Origin of the sequence: Pandoraea communis, from assembly GCF_902459745.1 — a bacterium.
GTDB lineage: Bacteria > Pseudomonadota > Gammaproteobacteria > Burkholderiales > Burkholderiaceae > Pandoraea > Pandoraea communis.
Genome location: NZ_CABPSJ010000010.1, coordinates 38,327 through 57,403, shown reverse-complemented (window position 1 = coordinate 57,403; position 19,077 = coordinate 38,327). Strand labels below are relative to the sequence as shown.

17 protein-coding genes are annotated in these 19,077 nt (G+C 64.6%); 10 read left to right on the top strand and 7 right to left on the bottom strand.

The window, feature by feature from the left end:
* The first annotated feature begins 127 nt into the window (after positions 1-127).
* The 6 genes from cyoA (at position 128) to PCO31110_RS25305 (ending at position 5,861) form a co-directional block, all read left to right on the top strand.
* On the top strand, positions 128-1,141 hold the full coding sequence (gene cyoA, locus PCO31110_RS25330; protein ID WP_150691749.1) for a ubiquinol oxidase subunit II: 1,014 nt from the start codon (positions 128-130) through the stop codon (positions 1,139-1,141).
* 3 nt (positions 1,142-1,144) lie between these two features.
* Positions 1,145-3,151 (top strand): cytochrome o ubiquinol oxidase subunit I, encoded by a 2,007-nt coding sequence (cyoB, locus tag PCO31110_RS25325; protein WP_010805329.1) that lies wholly within the window; start codon positions 1,145-1,147, stop codon positions 3,149-3,151.
* Complete coding sequence (gene cyoC / locus PCO31110_RS25320; protein WP_010805328.1) at positions 3,151-3,786, top strand: cytochrome o ubiquinol oxidase subunit III; 636 nt, start codon at positions 3,151-3,153, stop codon at positions 3,784-3,786. The genes cyoB and cyoC overlap by 1 nt, the downstream gene beginning before the upstream one ends.
* Positions 3,783-4,154 carry a cytochrome o ubiquinol oxidase subunit IV gene (gene cyoD, locus PCO31110_RS25315; protein WP_010805327.1) on the top strand — a complete coding sequence of 124 codons (372 nt, stop codon included), beginning with the start codon at positions 3,783-3,785 and terminating at the stop codon, positions 4,152-4,154. The genes cyoC and cyoD overlap by 4 nt, the downstream gene beginning before the upstream one ends.
* Before the next feature lie 2 nt (positions 4,155-4,156).
* Positions 4,157-5,095: a LysR family transcriptional regulator gene (locus PCO31110_RS25310; protein ID WP_010805326.1), complete on the top strand. Its 939-nt coding sequence runs from the start codon at positions 4,157-4,159 to the stop codon at positions 5,093-5,095.
* Between the two features lie 133 nt (positions 5,096-5,228).
* Positions 5,229-5,861 (top strand): hypothetical protein, encoded by a 633-nt coding sequence (locus PCO31110_RS25305; protein ID WP_150691739.1) that lies wholly within the window; start codon positions 5,229-5,231, stop codon positions 5,859-5,861.
* Positions 5,862-5,867: 6 nt separating this feature from the next.
* On the opposite strand, the gene PCO31110_RS25300 is transcribed toward PCO31110_RS25305, so the two are convergent.
* The 3 genes from PCO31110_RS25300 to hpnC all read right to left on the bottom strand — a co-directional run bounded on the left by PCO31110_RS25300 (position 5,868) and on the right by hpnC (position 9,155).
* The gene (locus PCO31110_RS25300) at positions 5,868-7,043 is read right to left on the bottom strand and encodes an NAD(P)H-dependent flavin oxidoreductase (protein ID WP_150691738.1); all 1,176 of its coding nucleotides are present in this window, start codon (positions 7,041-7,043) and stop codon (positions 5,868-5,870) included.
* A gap of 125 nt (positions 7,044-7,168) precedes the next feature.
* Positions 7,169-8,119 carry a DMT family transporter gene (locus PCO31110_RS25295; RefSeq protein WP_246189981.1) on the bottom strand — a complete coding sequence of 317 codons (951 nt, stop codon included), beginning with the start codon at positions 8,117-8,119 and terminating at the stop codon, positions 7,169-7,171.
* A gap of 172 nt (positions 8,120-8,291) precedes the next feature.
* Complete coding sequence (gene hpnC / locus PCO31110_RS25290; RefSeq protein WP_010805322.1) at positions 8,292-9,155, bottom strand: squalene synthase HpnC; 864 nt, start codon at positions 9,153-9,155, stop codon at positions 8,292-8,294.
* A 177-nt stretch (positions 9,156-9,332) separates the two neighbouring features.
* Here hpnC and hpnD point away from each other — a divergent pair, with 177 nt between their 5' ends.
* The 4 genes from hpnD (at position 9,333) to PCO31110_RS25270 (ending at position 14,335) form a co-directional block, all read left to right on the top strand.
* Entirely contained in the window at positions 9,333-10,181 is an 849-nt protein-coding gene (hpnD, locus tag PCO31110_RS25285; protein WP_010805321.1) for a presqualene diphosphate synthase HpnD, read from the top strand.
* On the top strand, positions 10,181-11,434 hold the full coding sequence (gene hpnE, locus PCO31110_RS25280) for a hydroxysqualene dehydroxylase HpnE (RefSeq protein ID WP_150691737.1): 1,254 nt from the start codon (positions 10,181-10,183) through the stop codon (positions 11,432-11,434). The genes hpnD and hpnE overlap by 1 nt, the downstream gene beginning before the upstream one ends.
* Before the next feature lie 228 nt (positions 11,435-11,662).
* Complete coding sequence (gene shc / locus PCO31110_RS25275) at positions 11,663-13,627, top strand: squalene--hopene cyclase (RefSeq protein WP_150691748.1); 1,965 nt, start codon at positions 11,663-11,665, stop codon at positions 13,625-13,627.
* 12 nt (positions 13,628-13,639) lie between these two features.
* Positions 13,640-14,335 carry a phosphorylase gene (locus tag PCO31110_RS25270; protein WP_150691736.1) on the top strand — a complete coding sequence of 232 codons (696 nt, stop codon included), beginning with the start codon at positions 13,640-13,642 and terminating at the stop codon, positions 14,333-14,335.
* A gap of 114 nt (positions 14,336-14,449) precedes the next feature.
* On the opposite strand, the gene PCO31110_RS25265 is transcribed toward PCO31110_RS25270, so the two are convergent.
* From PCO31110_RS25265 to ispH, 4 genes are read right to left on the bottom strand one after another with little or no spacing between them, the layout of a single operon-like run.
* Positions 14,450-15,652 (bottom strand): glycosyltransferase, encoded by a 1,203-nt coding sequence (locus PCO31110_RS25265; protein WP_150691735.1) that lies wholly within the window; start codon positions 15,650-15,652, stop codon positions 14,450-14,452.
* The gene (gene hpnA / locus PCO31110_RS25260; protein WP_010805316.1) at positions 15,649-16,644 is read right to left on the bottom strand and encodes a hopanoid-associated sugar epimerase; all 996 of its coding nucleotides are present in this window, start codon (positions 16,642-16,644) and stop codon (positions 15,649-15,651) included. The genes PCO31110_RS25265 and hpnA overlap by 4 nt, the downstream gene beginning before the upstream one ends.
* Positions 16,645-17,766 (bottom strand): adenosyl-hopene transferase HpnH, encoded by a 1,122-nt coding sequence (gene hpnH, locus PCO31110_RS25255; protein ID WP_010805315.1) that lies wholly within the window; start codon positions 17,764-17,766, stop codon positions 16,645-16,647.
* Positions 17,767-17,789: 23 nt separating this feature from the next.
* Positions 17,790-18,749 carry a 4-hydroxy-3-methylbut-2-enyl diphosphate reductase gene (ispH, locus tag PCO31110_RS25250; RefSeq protein WP_010805314.1) on the bottom strand — a complete coding sequence of 320 codons (960 nt, stop codon included), beginning with the start codon at positions 18,747-18,749 and terminating at the stop codon, positions 17,790-17,792.
* Positions 18,750-19,077: the final 328 nt, after the last annotated feature.

The following is a 19,077-nucleotide window of genomic DNA, read 5'->3' as shown; positions in this document are numbered from 1 at the left end:
ATATGTATATGCGTAGCATTCGTCACGCAAATTGTGTATCCATACATAGAGGCTTTAAATGTCCATGCATAACGTCTTGCCCACCGAGAGGGGAAGGGCAGACACGACACCTGTCGCGCGTTGGCGCATGTGGTGTGCGCGGGTTGCGGCGGCGATGGCGGTGGTGTCCATGAGCGGTTGCACGCTGGAGCTGCTTGACCCGAAGGGCAGTGTCGGGGAGCAGGAAAAGCATCTGATCCTGATCGCCATGGGTGTCATGCTGCTTGTCGTGATTCCGGTGATCGTGCTCACGCTCGTGTTCTTCTGGCGCTATCGCGAGACCAACACCGCTGCGACCTACTCGCCCAAATGGGCGCACTCGACCAAGATCGAAGTGGTCGTGTGGAGTATCCCCGTCGTCATCGTCGTCGCGCTTGCCGTGATGATCTGGGAGACGACTCACAAGCTCGATCCGTACCGTGCCATCGAGCCCGTTGTGTCTGACAAGCCGCCCGTGCGAGTCGAAGTCGTGGCGCTCAACTGGAAGTGGCTCTTCATCTATCCGGACTACCACGTCGCCACCGTTAATAAGCTCGTGTTGCCGGTCGACACGCCCGTCGAGTTCAAGCTCACGGCCGAGTCGTTGATGAACGCCTTCTTCATCCCGCAGCTTGGGAGCATGGTCTACGCCATGTCGGGCATGCAGACCAAGCTGCACCTGATCGCCAACCAGACCGGCACGTATGCCGGGATGTCGTCCGCCTACAGCGGGGCGGGCTTTTCGGACATGCACTTCAAGGCGCATGTGACTTCGCGCGGTGACTTCGACAAATGGGTCAGGGAAGCGCAGGCCGTGCCCGACGCGCTTGACGCACCGACCTACGTCAAGCTCGAACAGCCGGGCACCGGTGCGCCCGTCGCGATTTACGCCAACGTCATGCCGGGGCTGTTCGACGCCATCGTCGGCAAATACATGGGGCCCATGGACGGCACCTCTCAAGGCATGCGTGTCGCGGGCAGTGCCCTCGACGACATCATCGCCGCCGCCAATTGCCGTGTGGACGGCCAACTCGGCCCACTGGATCGCCGCGCGCTTCTCGCGCAGCGTCCCGAGCGCGAAGCCGGTGTGCCACCTGCTGCGCCGCGCGCGTTCACGGAGTAAGTCATGTTTGGAAAACTCGATCTCGACGCCATTCCGCTGCACGAGCCCATCATCATGGGCACGCTTGCCGTGGTGCTGATGGGTGGCGCGGCGCTTCTGGGCGCCATCACGTACTACCGGAAATGGGGCTACCTCTGGAAAGAGTGGATCACCTCAGTCGACCACAAGCGTATTGGCGTGATGTACATCGTGCTCGCGCTGGTCATGCTGCTGCGCGGCTTTGCCGACGCCATCATGATGCGCGCGCAACAGGCGGTTGCCGCCGGAGGAGAGGCGGGCTATCTGCCGCCGCATCACTACGATCAGATCTTCACGGCGCATGGCGTCATCATGATCTTCTTCGTGGCCACGCCGCTCGTGCTTGGCTTGATGAACGTGATCGTGCCGCTGCAAATCGGCGCGCGCGACGTCGCCTTCCCGTTCGTGAACTCCCTGTCGTTCTGGCTCGCCGCCATGGGCGCCGTGCTCGTCATGATGTCCATGTTCGTGGGCGATTTTGCCGCCACCGGCTGGGTCGCGTATCCGCCGCTGTCCGAACTGGGGTACAGCCCGACCGTCGGGGTGGACTACTACATCTGGTCGCTACAGATATCGGGGCTCGGCACCACGCTGACCGGCATCAACTTCATCGTCACCATCCTGCGCATGCGTGCGCCCGGCATGAACCTGATGAAGATGCCCGTGTTCACCTGGACGGCGCTGATCACCAACATCCTCATCGTCGCCGTGTTCCCGGTGCTGACCGCCACGCTCGCGCTGCTCACCGCCGACCGCTACCTGGGCATGCACTTCTTCACCAACGAACTGGGCGGCAACGCCATGATGTACGTGAACCTCATCTGGATATGGGGTCACCCCGAGGTGTACATCCTGATCTTGCCGGCGTTCGGCGCGTTCTCCGAAATCATCGCCGCGTTCTCGCGCAAGCCCCTGTTCGGCTACAAGTCCATGGTCTACGCCACCTCGTCCATCGGCATTTTGTCGTTCTTCGTGTGGCTGCACCACTTCTTCACCATGGGCTCCGGGGCCAACGTCAACGCGTTCTTCGGGATCATGACGACCATCATCTCGATTCCGACCGGCGTGAAGCTGTTCAACTGGCTGTTCACCATGTATCAGGGCCGTATCCGATACCACTCGTCCACGCTCTGGACCATCGGATTCATGGTGACGTTCGCCATCGGCGGCATGACCGGCGTGCTGCTCGCCGTGCCGGGGGCCGACTTCGTGCTGCACAACTCGCTGTTCCTCGTGGCGCACTTCCACAACGTCATCATCGGCGGCGTCGTCTTCGGGTGCCTCGCGGGGATTACGTTCTGGTTCCCGAAAGTGTTCGGCTTCACGCTTAACGAACGCTGGGGCAAGATCTCGTTCACCTGCTGGCTGGTGGGCTTCTATCTGGCCTTCATGCCGCTGTACGTGCTGGGCTTCAAGGGCATGACACGCCGCATGAACCACTACGTGCAACCCGACTGGCAGCCGTACCTGATCGTGGCCGCCGTGGGCGCGGCGGTGATTGGACTGGGTATTCTGGCGTTCATCGTGCAACTGGCCGTGAGCATTCGCGACCGCAACGCCAACCGCGACCTGACGGGCGATCCGTGGGACGCACGCAGCCTGGAGTGGGCAACGTCGTCGCCGGCGCCGTTCTACAACTTCGCGCACGTGCCGCACATCGACTCGCTCGAGCAGCATTGGGACGACAAAGCGCGCGGCCTCGCATGGCGTGAGCCCAAGCAATACGAAGACATCCATATGCCGCGCAACACCGGCACCGGTTTCCTCGTCTCGGTGTTCAGCGGTGTCATGTGCTTTGCGCTCGTGTGGCACATCTGGTGGCTCGCCGGTGCGAGCCTCGTCGCCACGCTTGCCGTCTTCCTGTGGCGTACCTACGACCGCGACGTCGATTACTACGTGCCGGCGGCCGAAGTGGAGCGTATCGAAAACGCCCGCTTTGCCGACCTGCGTGCAGCGCTTCCTGCGCGTCAATCCCTGCAAAAGGCCGCCTGATGTCCTCGGCATCCCTTCATCCTCATCACGGGCACGGCGCCAACGCGCCGTCCGACGATCACGCTCACGGTCATCACGACACCGGCGCCACCACGACGCTTGGTTTCTGGATCTACCTGATGAGCGACTGTCTCATCTTCTGCGTGCTGTTCGCCACGTTCGGCGTGCTTGTGCAGAACACCGCTGGCGGGCCGACCGGCCGCGAGTTGTTCGAGCTGCCGTTCGTGCTCGGCGAGACCATGCTGCTGCTGCTCTCCAGCTTCACGTTCGGCCTCGCGTCGCTGTCCATGCGCCCGGGTAACGAGGCCATCGTCCAGCGCTGGCTGTGGGTGACGTTCGCGCTCGGTGCGGCGTTCGTCTCCATGGAAATCTACGAATTCTCGGCATTGCTCCACGAAGGCGCCGGGCCGGGACGCAGCGCATTCCTGTCGGCGTTCTTCACGCTTGTGGGCACACACGGCCTGCACGTCACGTGCGGTCTGCTGTGGCTCGTCGTGATGATCCACCAGATCGGGCGCTTCGGCTTCGACGCCGTGGTGCGCCGCCGCCTGCAATGCCTGAGCTTGTTCTGGCACTTTCTGGACCTCGTCTGGATCTGTGTCTTCACCTTCGTCTATCTGCGGGAGTTCGTATGACGCGCGCTCAAGTCCACGACCATGCGGCGTATGCCTCGCAAAGTCACCTGCGCGATTACGTCATCGGCTTCTTCCTTTCGCTGGTGCTCACGTTCGCGTCGTTCGGTGCGGTCATGCTCAAGCTGGTGCCGGCGGGCATGGGATTGGCGAGCATCGTCGTGCTGTGTGTGGCGCAGCTGATCGTGCAGCTCGTGTACTTCCTGCACATCGGCGCGAAGCGCAGCCAGCGTCAGAACTCGGCCATCTTCCTGTGTACCGCAGGATTGATCGCCATCATCGTCGCCGGCTCGCTCTGGGTGATGCATAACGCCAATACCAATATGATGCCCACGCACATGTCCATCGAACGGGCAAAGCTGCGCGATTGATCATGGATCGCCTCAAATGCATGGAGGTGTTCGTACAGGTCGTGCGCGCCGGCAGTTTGTCCGCTGGCGCGGCGGCCTGTGGCATGTCGGCAGTCACCGCCGCGCGTCACGTACAGGTGCTCGAGGCGCGCCTTGGGCAGCCGCTGCTGCGGCGTAACGGGCGGCGCCAGGTGCCGACGGCGTTGGGCCAGCGGTACTTCGCCGAGTGTGCGGAAGTGCTCGCGCGGGTGGAGAACGCCGATGCGCTGGGCGATGCCGGGCCCGCGGGGGCGTCGATGCCAGGGGCAATTTCACGGCCCGTCGGTCAGCTTCGCGTGAGCGCACCGACAACCGTGGGCTCGCACCTGCTCATGCCGATCTTTGCCGAGTACCTGCAATCGCATCCGGACGTCGCACTCGATCTCGCACTCAAGGATCGCGTTGTCGATCTTGAGGAAGAGGGAATTCACGCGGCCTTTCAGGCGGGCGGAAATCCCGTGCCGGGGCTGGTGGCGCATACCCTGCGCGGCGTGACGCGTGTGGCATGCGCGTCGCCTGCTTATCTGGCGCGGCGCGGCGTGCCCCGGCAACCCGTCGATCTGGCCGGACACGATTGTCTCGGGTTCCGCTATGACGACGTGCTGGGCCGTTGGGTGTTCACGCAAGCCGGGGCGAGTGGCGGCACGGTTCGCGACGCCCGGCTCATCGCCCACAATCCGCTTGCGCAGTTGCAGGCGGCCGTGCATGGCATGGGCATTGCGCTATTGCCGGAGTATCTGCTCGCGCCCGAAGTGCAAGCGGGACGGCTGGTGCGCGTGCTCGAGGCCGATGTGCAACTAAGCGAGCCCATGCACCTCGTGCATCTTGCCGGACGCTTCGTGTCGTCGAAGCTCGACGATTTCGTTCGTTACATGGTCGCAAAACTGGGGCCCGAGGCCTGCCCGGCCGCGACGTCGGCCTGATGGCCGGGCCGCGCGGAAGGCGGTGGCACGTCTTGCCTTCACTTGGGCTAAGATGCTGCCATCGACGTCGTGGCCGATGCGATATCTCCAAGAGCGTAGCCGTCCGAGCACGCCATCCCTTTGAGCTGGAACGATGCTACGTGGCAACGCATTGCGACGCCTCGTCGCCTGTGCCATGGCGGGCGCGGGCTTCGTGTGGACGGCGCCCGCGCCCGCGCAACCGCCTCAATACCGGAATGACGCCGAACTGATGGGGGCGGCGATTGCCTCACCCGAAGGCGTGGGGCTGGTGCTGGAGCGGCTGGTGCAGAAATGCGGCCTCTACGGAGAGCCGACCCGAGCGCATGGCAACGCGGCGTTGCGCGCGTGGCAGGCGCGTCACCGTGACTATCTCGCCGAGGGCCGGCGCGTGCGCGCCGAATTGCAGGCCGCTTACACCGACGCGCAGGCACGCGAGCGTTTCGATGACCTGTTGCGCACGCAGTTGCCCACGCTCGTCGAGCGTCAGTTCGTCGTGTACTCGCGCAGTATCGACGATCAACCGACCGAGGCCGAGAAGGCCGATTTGTGCGACGGCTATTTCAACGCCGTCGACGATTTTCAGTTCGATCTCAAAGTGAACGATCCGGCGCTGGCCGCGTTTTTCGACCGGCGAATGGCGGCGCGAGAGGAGAAGGGGGGCACGAGCCCGCCGGACGGCACCCGTGCGCCAGACGCATCGCCGGACGCCACCGTGGACACACCGTCCATACCATCGATAAAGTGAGCCGGATTACGCCGTTGTCGCTGTTGTTGCCGTGTTCCCCTCGTCCGGCCGCTCGCCCGTGAGCAGGTAGCGCATGAGATCGGCCACAGGACGTATGCGATCGCCAAACGGCAGCGGGTCGCGGCCTCGGAAGAAGAGTCCGCGCGCCACGTCGCCACGCACCGCCTGTGCAAGCTTCAGATCGATGCAGAACTGCCCGATGCGCGCCACGCCGTCGCGAAACCCGCAGGCCTGCAAGCAATCGAACCCTTCCAGACATTGCCGCACCTTCGCCTTGGCCTGCAAGGCCGTCTCGCGCGACAGATATTTCTTGAGCCACGGTGTGAGCACCGCGCGCGCAGGCAGTCCGGCCACGCTGGTAAATTCGGCAATGTCTTCGGGGCGGGCGCGAGCGAGCACTTCCTTGAAGGCCGGATGGGCGTCCGATTCCTCCGTGACGGCAAATGCCGTCCCCAACTGTACGCCGGCCGCACCCTTGTCGAGCCAATGCAGGACCTGCTCGTGACGATGGATGCCGCCCGCCACGATCAGCGGCACGCTGTCCCAGTCGATGCCGAGTGCGGCATAGATCTCGCGGCACTCCGCGAGCACGCGGTCGAACGAGAAGCGCGCGTCGCCCAGATCCTCGATGCGCGATGCGCCGAGATGCCCGCCCGCATGCGCCGGATGCTCGATGACGATGGCGTCCGGCAGGCGTCCCTTCTTCATCCACTTGCGCAGTACCAGACTCACGCCGCGTGAGTCCGACAGAATCGGAATGAGGGCGACGTGCGGATGCTCGGCCGTGAGTTCGGGCAGATCGAGCGGCAGTCCCGCGCCCATGACGATGGCGTCCGCACCACTCTCGCACGCCTGGCGCACCAGCGACGCGTGCGCGCTCACCGCTTTCATGACGTTGACCGCCACTAGCCCGTTGCCGTCGGCAATTGCCTTGGCGGCGCGGACTTCGCGATCCAGCGCGATCAGATTGACGGCCTCGATGGCCGCCTTGTCCCGCGTGCCTTCGACTTGGGCGAGCAGGTCGGGGTGATGGTGACGCAGATCGATGCTCGCGATCGTGCCCATGCCGTTGTGCCGCGCGACTGTGCCCGCCAGCCGGTGCGCGGAGATGCCGATTCCCATGCCGCCTTGCACCACCGGCACCAGCCGGCGGCCGGCCAGCGTCAACCATTGCTCGTTCATGTCAGTTCCGTTCGTCGAAGTTGGCTCGCTCGCGCAAAGGCGCCGAGATGGCGTTGCGCGCGCGAGAAGGCAGTCTGGCACCTGCCGGGCAAACGGTTCTTGCGATGGGTCAAGCGCAGGGGGGCTCAGGCGGTGGCGTCCGTGCGGCATGACGTCGCAGTGCCCGTCGCCGTGCCGAGCGCGATGCCGCCGACGATCAGGGCGAGGGCAAGCCAGACGTCCCATCCCAGCGACTCGCGCAGGATGAGGGCCGAGGCCAGCGTACCGACGACCGGTACGCCGAGCAATCCGAGCGAAGTGACGCCCGCCGGCAACCGACGCGTGACTACGCCGGCAAGCCAATAGGCAATGCCGCCGCCGATCACCCCGCCGTAGGCGAGCAATCCCGAGAACCCGCGCCAGCCGCTGATATGCGGCGCGCCGTCGACCACGAGCGCGAGCGCGCACATCACACCGCTGGCGAGCAGCAACTGCCACGGGCTGAGTTCGAACGGACCGTTGACCCAGCGGTGCGCTCGCGCGTGGACGATGGCCACCGCCCAGGCGAAGGCCGCCGCCAGCACCAGCGCGTTGCCGAACACGGCCTGACGGTCGTGCCAGTCGAATGCGAGCGGGTTGAACATCACGGCCAGACCCAACAGGCCGCACGCGAGTCCGAGCGCACGGCGCGGTGTGAGCGCTTCGCCCAGCCACACGCGTGCGGCTGGCATCACCCAGAGGGGCGTGGTGTAGGCGAGCACGGCGGAGCGTCCCGCGCTGACGTATTGAAGACTCAACGCGACGAGCAGCGAGAACACCGTCATGTGCAACAAGCCCACGCTCAGGATGACGGGCAGATCGCCCCGGCGCGGCAGCACGAGACGCCGGGTGAGGGCGCAGATGACGAAGAGCGTCGTCATGCCGACGACCGAGCGCAGTGCCGCGCTCCACCATGGAGAGACATGCAGGAGCAATGCCTTGCTCACCGGCCAGTTCACGCCCCACGCCACGATGACGATGGTAAAGAGCACACCGGCGTGCGAGCGCACGGGGGAACGATTCGAGGCAAGACGTTGGAGACTGGCAGGCAGGTTCACGCGCACGGGCTCCCGTAGGTTGCAGATGGGCGTGCCGCGACAGGCGGGACGCGCTATCCCGTCACGTTAGGACACCTGTGCAAGCCGGAGAAGCGCCAGAAGCGAGGCAATCGGTGGTGCCACGGTGCGCCGAACCCCGCGCGGCTGAGGGCCGCGACAGGGCGGAACGGTTTCAGTTGGCGCGTGCCTTGGGCGGTGTGCCGCTCAGTTTCATACCGAGGCCGCGCAAGAACACGCGCAGTCCGTCGGATTTTCCCAGTTGCGGGCGGTGGCGGAAGACGTCGTAGTTGGCCGCTTCGATCATGTCGAGAATGCGCAAGCCGCCATGCACCACGCAGCATAGTTCGAGCCCAAAACGCCCCGGCACCCGGTTGGCGAGCGGTGCGCCGCGCAGCATCATCTGACGCGCGAAGTCGACCTCGTAACGCATGAGCGCGCGCCAGCGGTCGTCGAACGTCTGCGCGCCGATATCGGCGTCGGTCACGCCGAAGCGGGCCATGTCGCCCTGCGGCAGATAGACGCGCGCCTTGCGCCAGTCGACTGCCACGTCCTGCCAGAAGTTGATGAGTTGCAGGGCGGAGCAGATATCGTCGGAGCGAGCGACGTTCTCGGGCGTGTCGAGCTTGAACAGACCGAGCATGATGCGCCCGACCGGGTCGGCAGAACGCCGGGTGTAGTCGCGCAAGTCGGCAAAGGTGGCGTAGCGCTTGACCTCGATATCCTGATCGAACGCCGAGAGCAGGTCGGAGAAGGGCTGAACGGCGAGGCGATGCTCGGCGATGACGCGCGCCAGGGCGGCGAACAGCGGCTTGTCGGGAGATGTCGGCTGTCCGGCGGCGATCTTGTCGAGTTCGGCCTGATAGGCGGCGAGGCCGGCGTGCCGCTCGGCGTTGGTCGCATCGCCCTCGTCGGCAATGTCGTCGGCGGTGCGGGCAAAGTTGTAGATCACGCCGACCGGCGCGCGCATCTCGCGCGGCAGCAGGATACTGGCGACCGGGAAGTTCTCGTAATGCTCGATCTTGGCGTCGGAAGTCATCGGGCTGGTGAGGCAATTGGGGCAACGCGGCTGCGCTGAGTGCCCCAAGATTCTATGCTATCGTTGCAAATTCTGGCGGGAAAGTCGCGCCAATCCCCGGTATACTTCCCTCCTTGCAAGAATCTCCAGAGTTTTTTCCGTGGTGTCACCCTGTTCCCCTGCACGACGAGGAGCCTCGTGAGCGTCGCCGAACCCATCGATATTTCGCCTGAGCAAAGCAGCGCACGTGTGGCGTCGGGCAGCAGTTTTTACGCTGCCATGCGTATCCTGCCGCCTGCGCAACGCGAAGGCATGTTCGAGATCTACGCCTTTTGCCGCGCCGTGGACGACATTGCCGACGACGGCGAAGACACGTCGGCGAGCCGTATGTCGCGTCTGGCCGTCTGGCGGCGCGATCTGGCCGATCTGTACGACGGCCGCCCCGCGCCGTCGCTCGTGAAACTCGCCCGAGTGGTCAAGCAATTCGGCCTGAAGCACGAAGACTTCCTTGCCGTCATCGAAGGCATGGAAATGGACGCCTGCGGCCCCATCGTCGCGCCCGATCTCGCCACGCTCGATCTGTATTGCGATCGCGTGGCGAGCGCCGTCGGACGCTTGTCGGTCAAGGTGTTCGGCATGCCTGAGCAAGATGGCATCGACCTGTCTTATCACCTCGGCCGTGCCTTGCAATTGACGAATATTCTGCGTGATATCGACGAAGATGCCGGCATCGGCCGGGTCTATCTGCCGCGTGAAACGCTGGCCGACGCCGGTCTCGTGGGCGTGACCCCCGAGATGGTCGTGGCTGCCAAGCTCGACCGTGCCTGCGCGCCGCTCGTGACGCGCGCGCGCGAGCACTATGCAAGGGCGCGGGCGATCATGGTGCGGCATCCGCGTCGCATGGTCGTCGCACCCGCCGTGATGGCCAAGGCCTACGGGGCGATTCTCGACAAGCTCGTCGCACGCGGTTTTGCCGTGCCTCGCGAGCGCGTGCGTGTGCCGCGCTGGCGCCTCATTCTGATGCTGCTGCGGCAGATGGTCTTCTGATGGCGGGCACGGTTCACGTCATCGGCGCCGGCCTTGCAGGGCTGGCCGCCGCGGTAAGGCTCGCCACGCGAGGTGTGCCTGTTGTGCTGCATGAGGCCGCGCCGCAGGCGGGCGGACGTTGCCGCTCGTATTTCGACCGGCAGTTGAATGCCGTGATCGATAACGGCAATCATCTGGTGCTCTCGGGCAATACGACGATGCGCGAATTCACGCGCACCATCGGTTCCGAGCACACGCTGAGCGGCCCCGATCGCGCCGAGTTCGCGTTCATCGACCTCGATGGCGATGCGCGCTGGACAGTGCGTCTGTCGGAAGGGCGCCTGCCGTGGTGGATTTTCGATAAAGGTGCTCGCGTGCCGGGCACGAAATGGTCTGACTATCTATCGCTCGCACCGCTGCTGCGCGCAGGGCCCGACGCGACGATGACGGACGCCATGAATTGCCCGCCCACGCTGTACAAGCGGTTGATTCACCCGTTGTTTCTCGCTGTGCTCAACGCCGATCCGGCGGAAGGCTCGGCGCAGATGGCCGCCGCCGTCATTCGCGAGACGCTCGCGGCCGGCGGCAAGGCTTGTCATCCGCTGATTGCTAGCGACGGTCTGGACGTGTCGTTCGTCACGCCCGCGCTGGCCTACCTGGATGCGAAGGGCGCGCGCGTGATGATGCAGCACCGCGTGCGCGCGTTAGGCTATGCGCCGGACGGCAGCCGTGTCGAATCGATCGATTTTGGCGACGGACCGCAAACGCTGGCGGCCGACGATGCCGTAGTGCTCGCCGTACCGCCGAACGTGGCGGCTGCGTTGGTGCCGGAACTGACCACACCGGATGAATACCGGGCGATCGTCAACGCGCACTTTCAGGTGCCGCCGCCGCCGGGTTGCCCGCCGATGATCGGCGTGGTGAACGGTGTGAGCGACTGGATCTTCGCGTTCGACGGCCGACTGTCGGTCACGATCAGCGGTGCGGACCATTTGCTCGACGAATCGCGGGAATCGCTCGCGCTTCGCATTTGGGAAGAAGTCGCACGCGCCTGTCAGGTGCCGTCCACGCCGATGCCGGTGTGGCAGTTGGTGCGCGAGAAGCGCGCCACGTTCGCAGCGACACCGGCGCAGGACAAGCGTCGCCCAGGCACGCAGACACGCTGGCGCAATCTCGTGCTGGCCGGCGACTGGACGGCCACGGGGCTGCCCGCGACCATCGAAGGTGCGCTGCGCAGCGGCAACCGGGCGGCCGACACGCTGCGTCCGGCTTGAGCCCTGCCGTATCGTCTTATGCGCCAGCCGGGCAGAAGAACCCGGCGCAATCGCAAGAGTGAATGTTTAACCGGCGCGTGCCACGCGCCGCTCATACGCCTTTGAGTAGGCAAGAACGCCATGGATACGATACGCGATGCTTCCGAAAAGGAAGCGCGACGCACGGCCACCGCCACGGCCGTGGATCTGAAGCTGCATACGGAGCTTGCCAAGAAGGTGAGCACGGCAATGGCCACGCAAACTCTCGAGACGGGAATCGACCGCTCGATCACGGCGTTGCTCGACCTGCAACAGGAAGACGGTCACTGGCTGTTCGAACTGGAAGCCGACTCGACCATTCCGGCCGAATATGTGCTGCTTCGTCACCATCTGGGTGAGAAGGTCGACGCCGAACTCGAAGCGAAGATCGCCGCCTACCTGCGTCGTATTCAGGGCGAACATGGCGGCTGGCCGCTGTTTCACAATGGCAAGTTCGACATGAGCGCCAGTGTGAAGGCGTACTTCGCGCTCAAGATGATCGGTGAGCCGATCGACGCCCCGCACATGGTGCGGGCACGCGAGGCCATCCTCTCGCGTGGCGGCGCGCAGAATTCGAACGTCTTCACTCGCATTCTGCTGGCGCTGTATGGCGTACTCTCCTGGCGTGCGGTACCGATGATGCCCGTCGAGATCATGCTGCTGCCGCAGTGGTTCCCCTTCCATTTGTCGAAGGTGTCGTACTGGGCGCGCACCGTGATCGTGCCGCTGCTCGTGTTGCAGGCCAAGCGTCCGCTCGCGCGCAATCCGAAGGGGATCGGCATCGACGAACTGTTCATCGGCAACCCCAAAGACGTGGGGCCGCCGAAGCGCGCCCCGCATCAGAGCCGTTTCTGGTTCACGTTCTTCTCGGGTGTTGATCACGTGCTGCGTGCGCTCGATCCGTACTTTCCGAAGACGCTGCGCGAGAAGTCGATCAAGCGCGCCGTCGATTTCGTCGAAGCGCGTTTGAACGGCGAAGACGGCCTTGGCGCGATTTATCCGGCGATGGCGAACGCGGTCATGATGTACGACGTACTCGGCTATCCGGAAGATCATCCGAGCCGTGCGATTGCCCGCAAGTCGGTCGAAAAGCTGGTGACGCCGGCCGATCATGAGACTTACGTGCAGCCGTGTCTGTCGCCGGTGTGGGACACCGCGCTCTCAGCGCACGCGTTGCTCGAAACCGGCGACAAGCGCGCCATCGAACTGGCTGGCAAGGGGCTCGAGTGGCTCATCCCGCTTCAGATTCTGGACGTGCGGGGCGACTGGATCTCGCGTCGTCCAAATGTGCGGCCGGGCGGCTGGGCCTTCCAGTTCGCCAACCCCCATTACCCGGACGTGGACGACACCGCGGTGGTCGCCATGGCGATGGATCGCTACGAGAAGCTCGCGGGCACCTTCGAGAACGACAAGGTCGATGCGAGCACGCGTCCGATGCGCCATGCCATCGATCGCGGCACGGAGTGGGTGATCGGCATGCAGAGCGGCAACGGTGGCTGGGGCGCGTTCGAGCCCGAGAACACCCATCTGTATCTGAACAACATCCCGTTCTCGGATCACGGTGCGTTGCTCGATCCGCCGACGGTGGACGTCTCGGCGCGTTGTCTGTCGATGCTGGCGCAATTGCCGTCGTCGCCGGCGCGCAAGGCGTCTGCCGACCTGGCGTTGAAGTACATCCTCGACGATCAGGAAGCCGACGGTAGCTGGTACGGCCGCTGGGGCATGAATTTCGTGTACGGCACGTGGTCGGCCATGTGCGGTTTGCAGGCGGCGGGTTTGCCGCCGGAGCATCCGGCGCTGGCCCGTTCGGCGCAGTGGCTCCTCTCGATCCAGAACGCCGATGGCGGCTGGGGCGAGGACGGCGATAGTTACAAACTCGACTACAAGGGCTATGAGGCAGCACCGAGCACCGCGTCACAGACGGCATGGGCATTGCTCGGCCTGATGGCGGCAGGCAAGGCGAACGATCCGGCGGTCAAGCGCGGTGTCGACTATCTGCTCAATACCCAGAACGAAGACGGGCTGTGGGACGAGGAACGCTACACGGCGACAGGCTTCCCGCGCGTGTTCTATCTGCGTTATCACGGCTATCGCAAGTTCTTCCCGCTGTGGGCGCTCGCGCGCTACCGGAATCTGACGGTGCGCAACGATTGCCCCGTGCCCTGCGGCATGTAAGACGCGAACGCCATGACACCGCCCATCATCGTTGTGACCGGCATGCCCTTCGAAGCCCGCATTGCGCGCGGTGACGGCGTGCTCGTGGTCTGCGCGCAGAACAATACGCTCGCCGCAGACCTCGAGGCCGCAATGGCACAGGGCGGTGCGCGCGGCCTGGTGAGCTTCGGTACGGCCGGCGGCCTGATTCCCGGCGTGAAGCCCGGTCAGTGGGTCATTGCGCACAAGGTGCTGGATATGCCTCAGCAGGCGCGTGAATATGTCTCGGCGATTGGCTGGGCGGATGCGCTGCGCCGCGCCATGCCAGGCGCCTTACGTGCCGATCTGGCCGGTGTGAGCGCGCCCGTGGTGACCGCCGGGGACAAAGCCAAGTTGTTCCGCGAGAGCGGGGCGGCGGCGGCGGATATGGAGTCGCATATCGTGGCGCGAGTGGCGCAGGCGCACGGGCTGCCGTTCGTTGCCGCCCGCGTGGTGATCGACCCGGCGGAGCGTTCGCTTCCCCCGGCGGCGCTCGCCGGACTTCGCAGCGACGGCTCTACCGATATTTTCGGCGTGCTGCGCTCGCTCGCCGTTAATCCGTTGCAACTGCCTGCCTTGCTGCGCATCGGCAAAGACGCGAGCCTCGCCAGGCAGGCCATGCGTCACGGGCGCGAGATCGTTGCCCTCAAGCTGGGGGACGGATTCGGTGCGGTGGCCGCAGGCATCTGAGCGAGCGGTACTTCGCGCGTCCGGTCAAACGCGGGTGTCGCCCAAGAAAATGCCAGCGCGTCTGAACTGACGGGCTGGCATTTTCATTTTGGGCAGATGCCCGTGTGTGCTGGATCACGCGTCCGACGATTGCTGTCCGCGCGCCTGAGCGCGTCCCTTCCACATGCCGCCACGACCGCGCCAGTGTTGCAGCGCCGAGTCGAACGTGAAGACGGTGTACAGCGCAGCGACGAGCGGCAGCAGCGGCCCGAAGCTCGACGGCTGACGATAGAAGCGCAGCATCGGCAGGTACGACAGCGTCATCGCTATCCAGGCGAAGAGCCCCAGCCACTGGGCAATGCCCGAGGCGAAGATCGTCATGGCCGGCGGCACGATGAACGTAAGCAGCAGCGACACGATGGTGCCCGCCAGCAACACCGGCGAGTACTGCAACTGCGCGTACGCCGTGCGCGACACCATCTTGCGAATCTCGCCGAGATTGTCGTACGGACGCACGCTCACCGCGCGCTCCGTCAGGCCTAGCCAGATCGCGCCTTGTTTCTTGAGCAGGCGACCCATGGCGCAGTCGTCGATGATCTCGTCGCGAATGGCTTCGATACCGCCACCGGCTTCGAGCGAGGCGCGATGGATCAGCATGCATCCGCCGGCCGCCGCTGCCATGCGCTTTTTCGGATCGTTGACCCAGGCGAACGGATACAGCATCTGGAAGAACAACACGAACGCAGGGATCAGCGTGCGCTCGAACCATGCCGTGCAACGCAGCTTCGCCATGAGCGAGACGAGCACGCGATGGTCGCCCGTGGCGCGCGTGACCAGCCGGCGCACGTTCTCGGGCGAATGCGCGATGTCCGCGTCGGTGTGCAGCAGGTAGTCGGGGGCGATGCCGCCGTCGTTCGTGCCGGGATCGCTGGCGAACGCCACGCCCTGGCGCACCGCCCACATCTTGCCGGTCCAGCCACCGGGCAGCGGCTGACCACCGAGCACGTCCACGCGTCGCGTAAAACCGTCGGCCGCAGCGCGTGCGGCGGCTTCGCGGGCGAGGTCGGCCGTGCCGTCGTGACTCTGATCGTCCACCACCACGATGCGCAGCCGTCCTGCATAGTCCTGACGGCACAGCGATTCGACTACCTGTCCGATCGACTCCGCCTCGTTGCGCGCGGGAATGACAACGGCCACGGCGGGCCAGACATCGGGCACAGGCAGACGGTCTTCGTCCAGATCGTCGCGCTCACGCGCGCGCCAGAAGCCGCCCTGAGAACTCAGCAGATAGATCCAGATGGCCAGCGACAACGCGGCAATCCAGGCCAAAACAGTCATGACAAAAATCCGGCAGAACCAAACCAGGCGAGCGCGTCGCGCAGGCCTTCGGGGTGGGGGCGGGCGGTGTAGCCGAGGTCGCGCTTCGCCTTCTCGGACGAGAAGAACATGTGATAGCGCGACATCTTCAGGCCATCAACGGTAACGAACGGCTCTTTGCCCGTGAAGCGCGCGACGCCTTGCGCTGCCATCGCGAGCGGATAAAGCGGCCAGCGCGGCAGGGCGATCGTCGGGGCCTTGCGGCCGACCAGGCCTGCAATGGTCGCGAGCATGTCGCGCAGCAGGACGTCGTCGCCGCCAAGAATGTAGCGCTCACCGATGCGGCCGCGTTCGAGGGCCAGCAGATGGCCTTCGGCGCAATCGTCGACGTGCACGAGATTCAGGCCGGTATCGACGAATGCGGGGATCTTGCCTTGCGCGGCTTCGACGATGATGCGCCCGGTCGGTGTGGGCTTGATGTCGCGCGGCCCGATGGGCGTGGACGGATTGACGATCACGGCGGGCAGACCGTCGTTCGCGATCATCCGTTCGACCAGACGTTCGGCCGCGACCTTGCTGCGCTTGTACACGCCGATGGTCGTGGCTTCGTCGTTCGGGGAGGTTTCATCGACGGGGCCGGTGGCGTCGTGCACACGCAGCGTGGCAACGCTGCTGGTATATACCACCCGCTCGACGCCTGCACGCAGCGCGGCTTCCATGACCGTGCGCGTGCCGACGATGTTGGCCCGCATGATGTCGTTCGGATCTTTCGCCCAGAGGCGGTAGTCGGCGGCGACGTGGAGCAGGGCATCCATCCCGGTGAGCGCGCGTTGCATCGATGCCGCATCGCGCATGTCGCCTTCCACGACTTCCACGGGCAGGTCGGCGAGGTTCGCGCGCGGGCTGGTGCCACGCACCAGCAGGCGAACCTCGTGACCGCGCGCGAGCGCCGTGCGTGCCACCGCAGAACCGACGAACCCGGAGGCTCCGGTGACCAGCACACGCGAGCGCATTTACGCCTTGGCCCGGCGCAGTTCGTCGAGCTTGATCTCGACGTGCTTCGAGAACACGTACTCGGCCGGACGCTGCTTGGCGAACGAGACGTCTTCGGCCATCGGGCCATCGGTACGCACGCCCTTGAGCGCCACACCCAGCGCGCGCAGCGGACGCGTCAGCGTCTCGTTCACGGCCGTGGCTTCGAAACCGCTGTGCACCATGCAGTCGGCGCACTTCTCGTAGTTGCCCACACCGTACTTGTCCCAGTCGGTGGTGTTCATCAGTTCGGTGTACGTCTTGGCATAACCTTCGCCAAGCAGGTAGCACGGACGCTGCCAGCCGAACACGGTACGCGTCGGGTTGCCCCACGGCGTGCAGTGGTACGAGCGGTTGCCGGCGAGGAAGTCCAGGAACAGGCTCGACTGGCTGAACGTCCAGTCCTTGCCGCCGTTGCCGCGCTTGAGAATGTCGCGGAACAGTTGCTTGGTCTTCGAGCGGTTCAGGAAGTGCTGCTGATCCGGCGCGCGTTCGTAGGCATAGCCCGGCGAGACGGTGATGCCGTCGAGGCCCAGGTCCTTCGTCGAATCGAAGAACTTGGCGACCTTCTCCGGGTCGGCATTGTTGAACAGCGTGCAGTTGATGTTCACGCGGAAGCCACGCGACTTGGCCAGCTTGATGGCCGACACGGCGCGGTCGTACACGCCTTCCTGCGACACTGCGGCGTCGTGCATTTCACGGTCGCCGTCGAGGTGAATCGACCAGACGAAGAACGGGCTCGGCTCGTAGTCGTCGATCTTCTTTTCGAGCAACAGGGCGTTCGTGCACAGATAGACGAACTTCTTGCGCTCGATGATGCCCTTGACGATCTGCGGCATTTCCTTGTGCAGCAGCGGCTCGCCGCCGGCGATCGAGACCACCGGTGCGCCGCACTCGTCCACGGCGTCGAGCGAGTCCTTGAGCGACACACGCTGATTCAGGATGGGATCCGGATAGTCGATCTTGCCGCAGCCCGAGCAGGCGAGGTTGCAGCGGAACAGCGGTTCGAGCATCAGCACCAGCGGGTAGCGCTTGTTGCCCTTGAAGCGTTGCTTCATCAGGTAGGCGCCAACATACGCCTGTTGCAGGAAGGGGATGGCCAAGTTCGGCTCCTGTTCGTGTTGCGTTAGCCAGCGACCGCGTGTTGTGCGGCGACCGGCTCGTTTTTAATCAATTCCGACGGCAAGCGAAACTGGATGGTTTCCTCAATGCCGTCCATGAGGGTCACGTCAACGGTGTCGATACGACGCAGCGCGTCGATCACGTCTTCGACCATGCGTTCGGGCGCGGACGCCCCGGCGGTAATGCCGATGCGGGCCTGGCCGCGCACCCATTCGGGGTTCAACTCGGTGCCGTCGGCCACGAGATAGCTCGGCAGCCCCATTTCGGAGCCGATTTCGCGCAGGCGGTTCGAGTTCGAGCTGTTCGTCGCCCCGACCACGAGCAGTACGTCCACACGCTCGCACAGCTCGCGCACGGCGGTCTGGCGGTTCTGTGTGGCGTAGCAGATGTCCTTGGTGTTCGGCCCGACGATATTGGTAAAGCGACGTTGCAGCGCAGCAATGATACCGCGAGTCTCGTCGACCGACAGCGTGGTCTGGGTAACGTACGACAGCGGCGTATTGTCGGCGAGCGGCAATGCGTCGACATCTTCTTCGGTCTGCACAAGATGCACCGGACCGTCGATCTGCCCCATCGTCCCCTCGACTTCGGGGTGGCCGGCATGGCCGATCAGAATGACTTCACGACCGGCAGACACATAATTCTTGCCTTGAATGTGCACCTTGGTGACGAGCGGGCAAGTGGCATTGAGCACCTTCAAGCCGCGCGTCTGCGCTTCCTGTTCGACGACGCGTGCGACGCCATGTGCACTGAAAATGGTCACGGCGCCCGCAGGTGCTTCGGACAACTCGTCGATAAAGCGCGCGCCCTTGGCCTTGAGCGAATCGACCACATGCTTGTTGTGGACGATCTCATGGCGGACGTAGACGGGGGCGCCGTATTTTTCCAGGGCGCGCTCCACGATCTCGATGGCACGTATGACACCCGCACAAAACCCGCGGGGTTGGGCAAGGAAGACTTGCATTCAGCTCTCCGGCTCAGGTCGGCCGGGATGGCGGTGCTATCGGGTGTCCATGTTGAGAAGCCATGGCCTCATGGAACGCGCGGCGCCAGTTTCGATGGCAAATCGCGCACACCCTCGGGGGGACCGCCGTCCGGTCGTTTGACAAGCAGCGATTGTAACCGCGGCAGCCAAATGTTGCTGACGACCTCCCGTGGGAAGGCGCCAGCGAGTGTTGCATAAATGTTGACGAATCGGCGTCGATCTGCCACGGATCTGGGCCGAATCTGCCGATAAGTGGGTCGAGCCGTCGAGGGAGATGCTGACACCGACGCCCCCGGAGGCGCCGCGC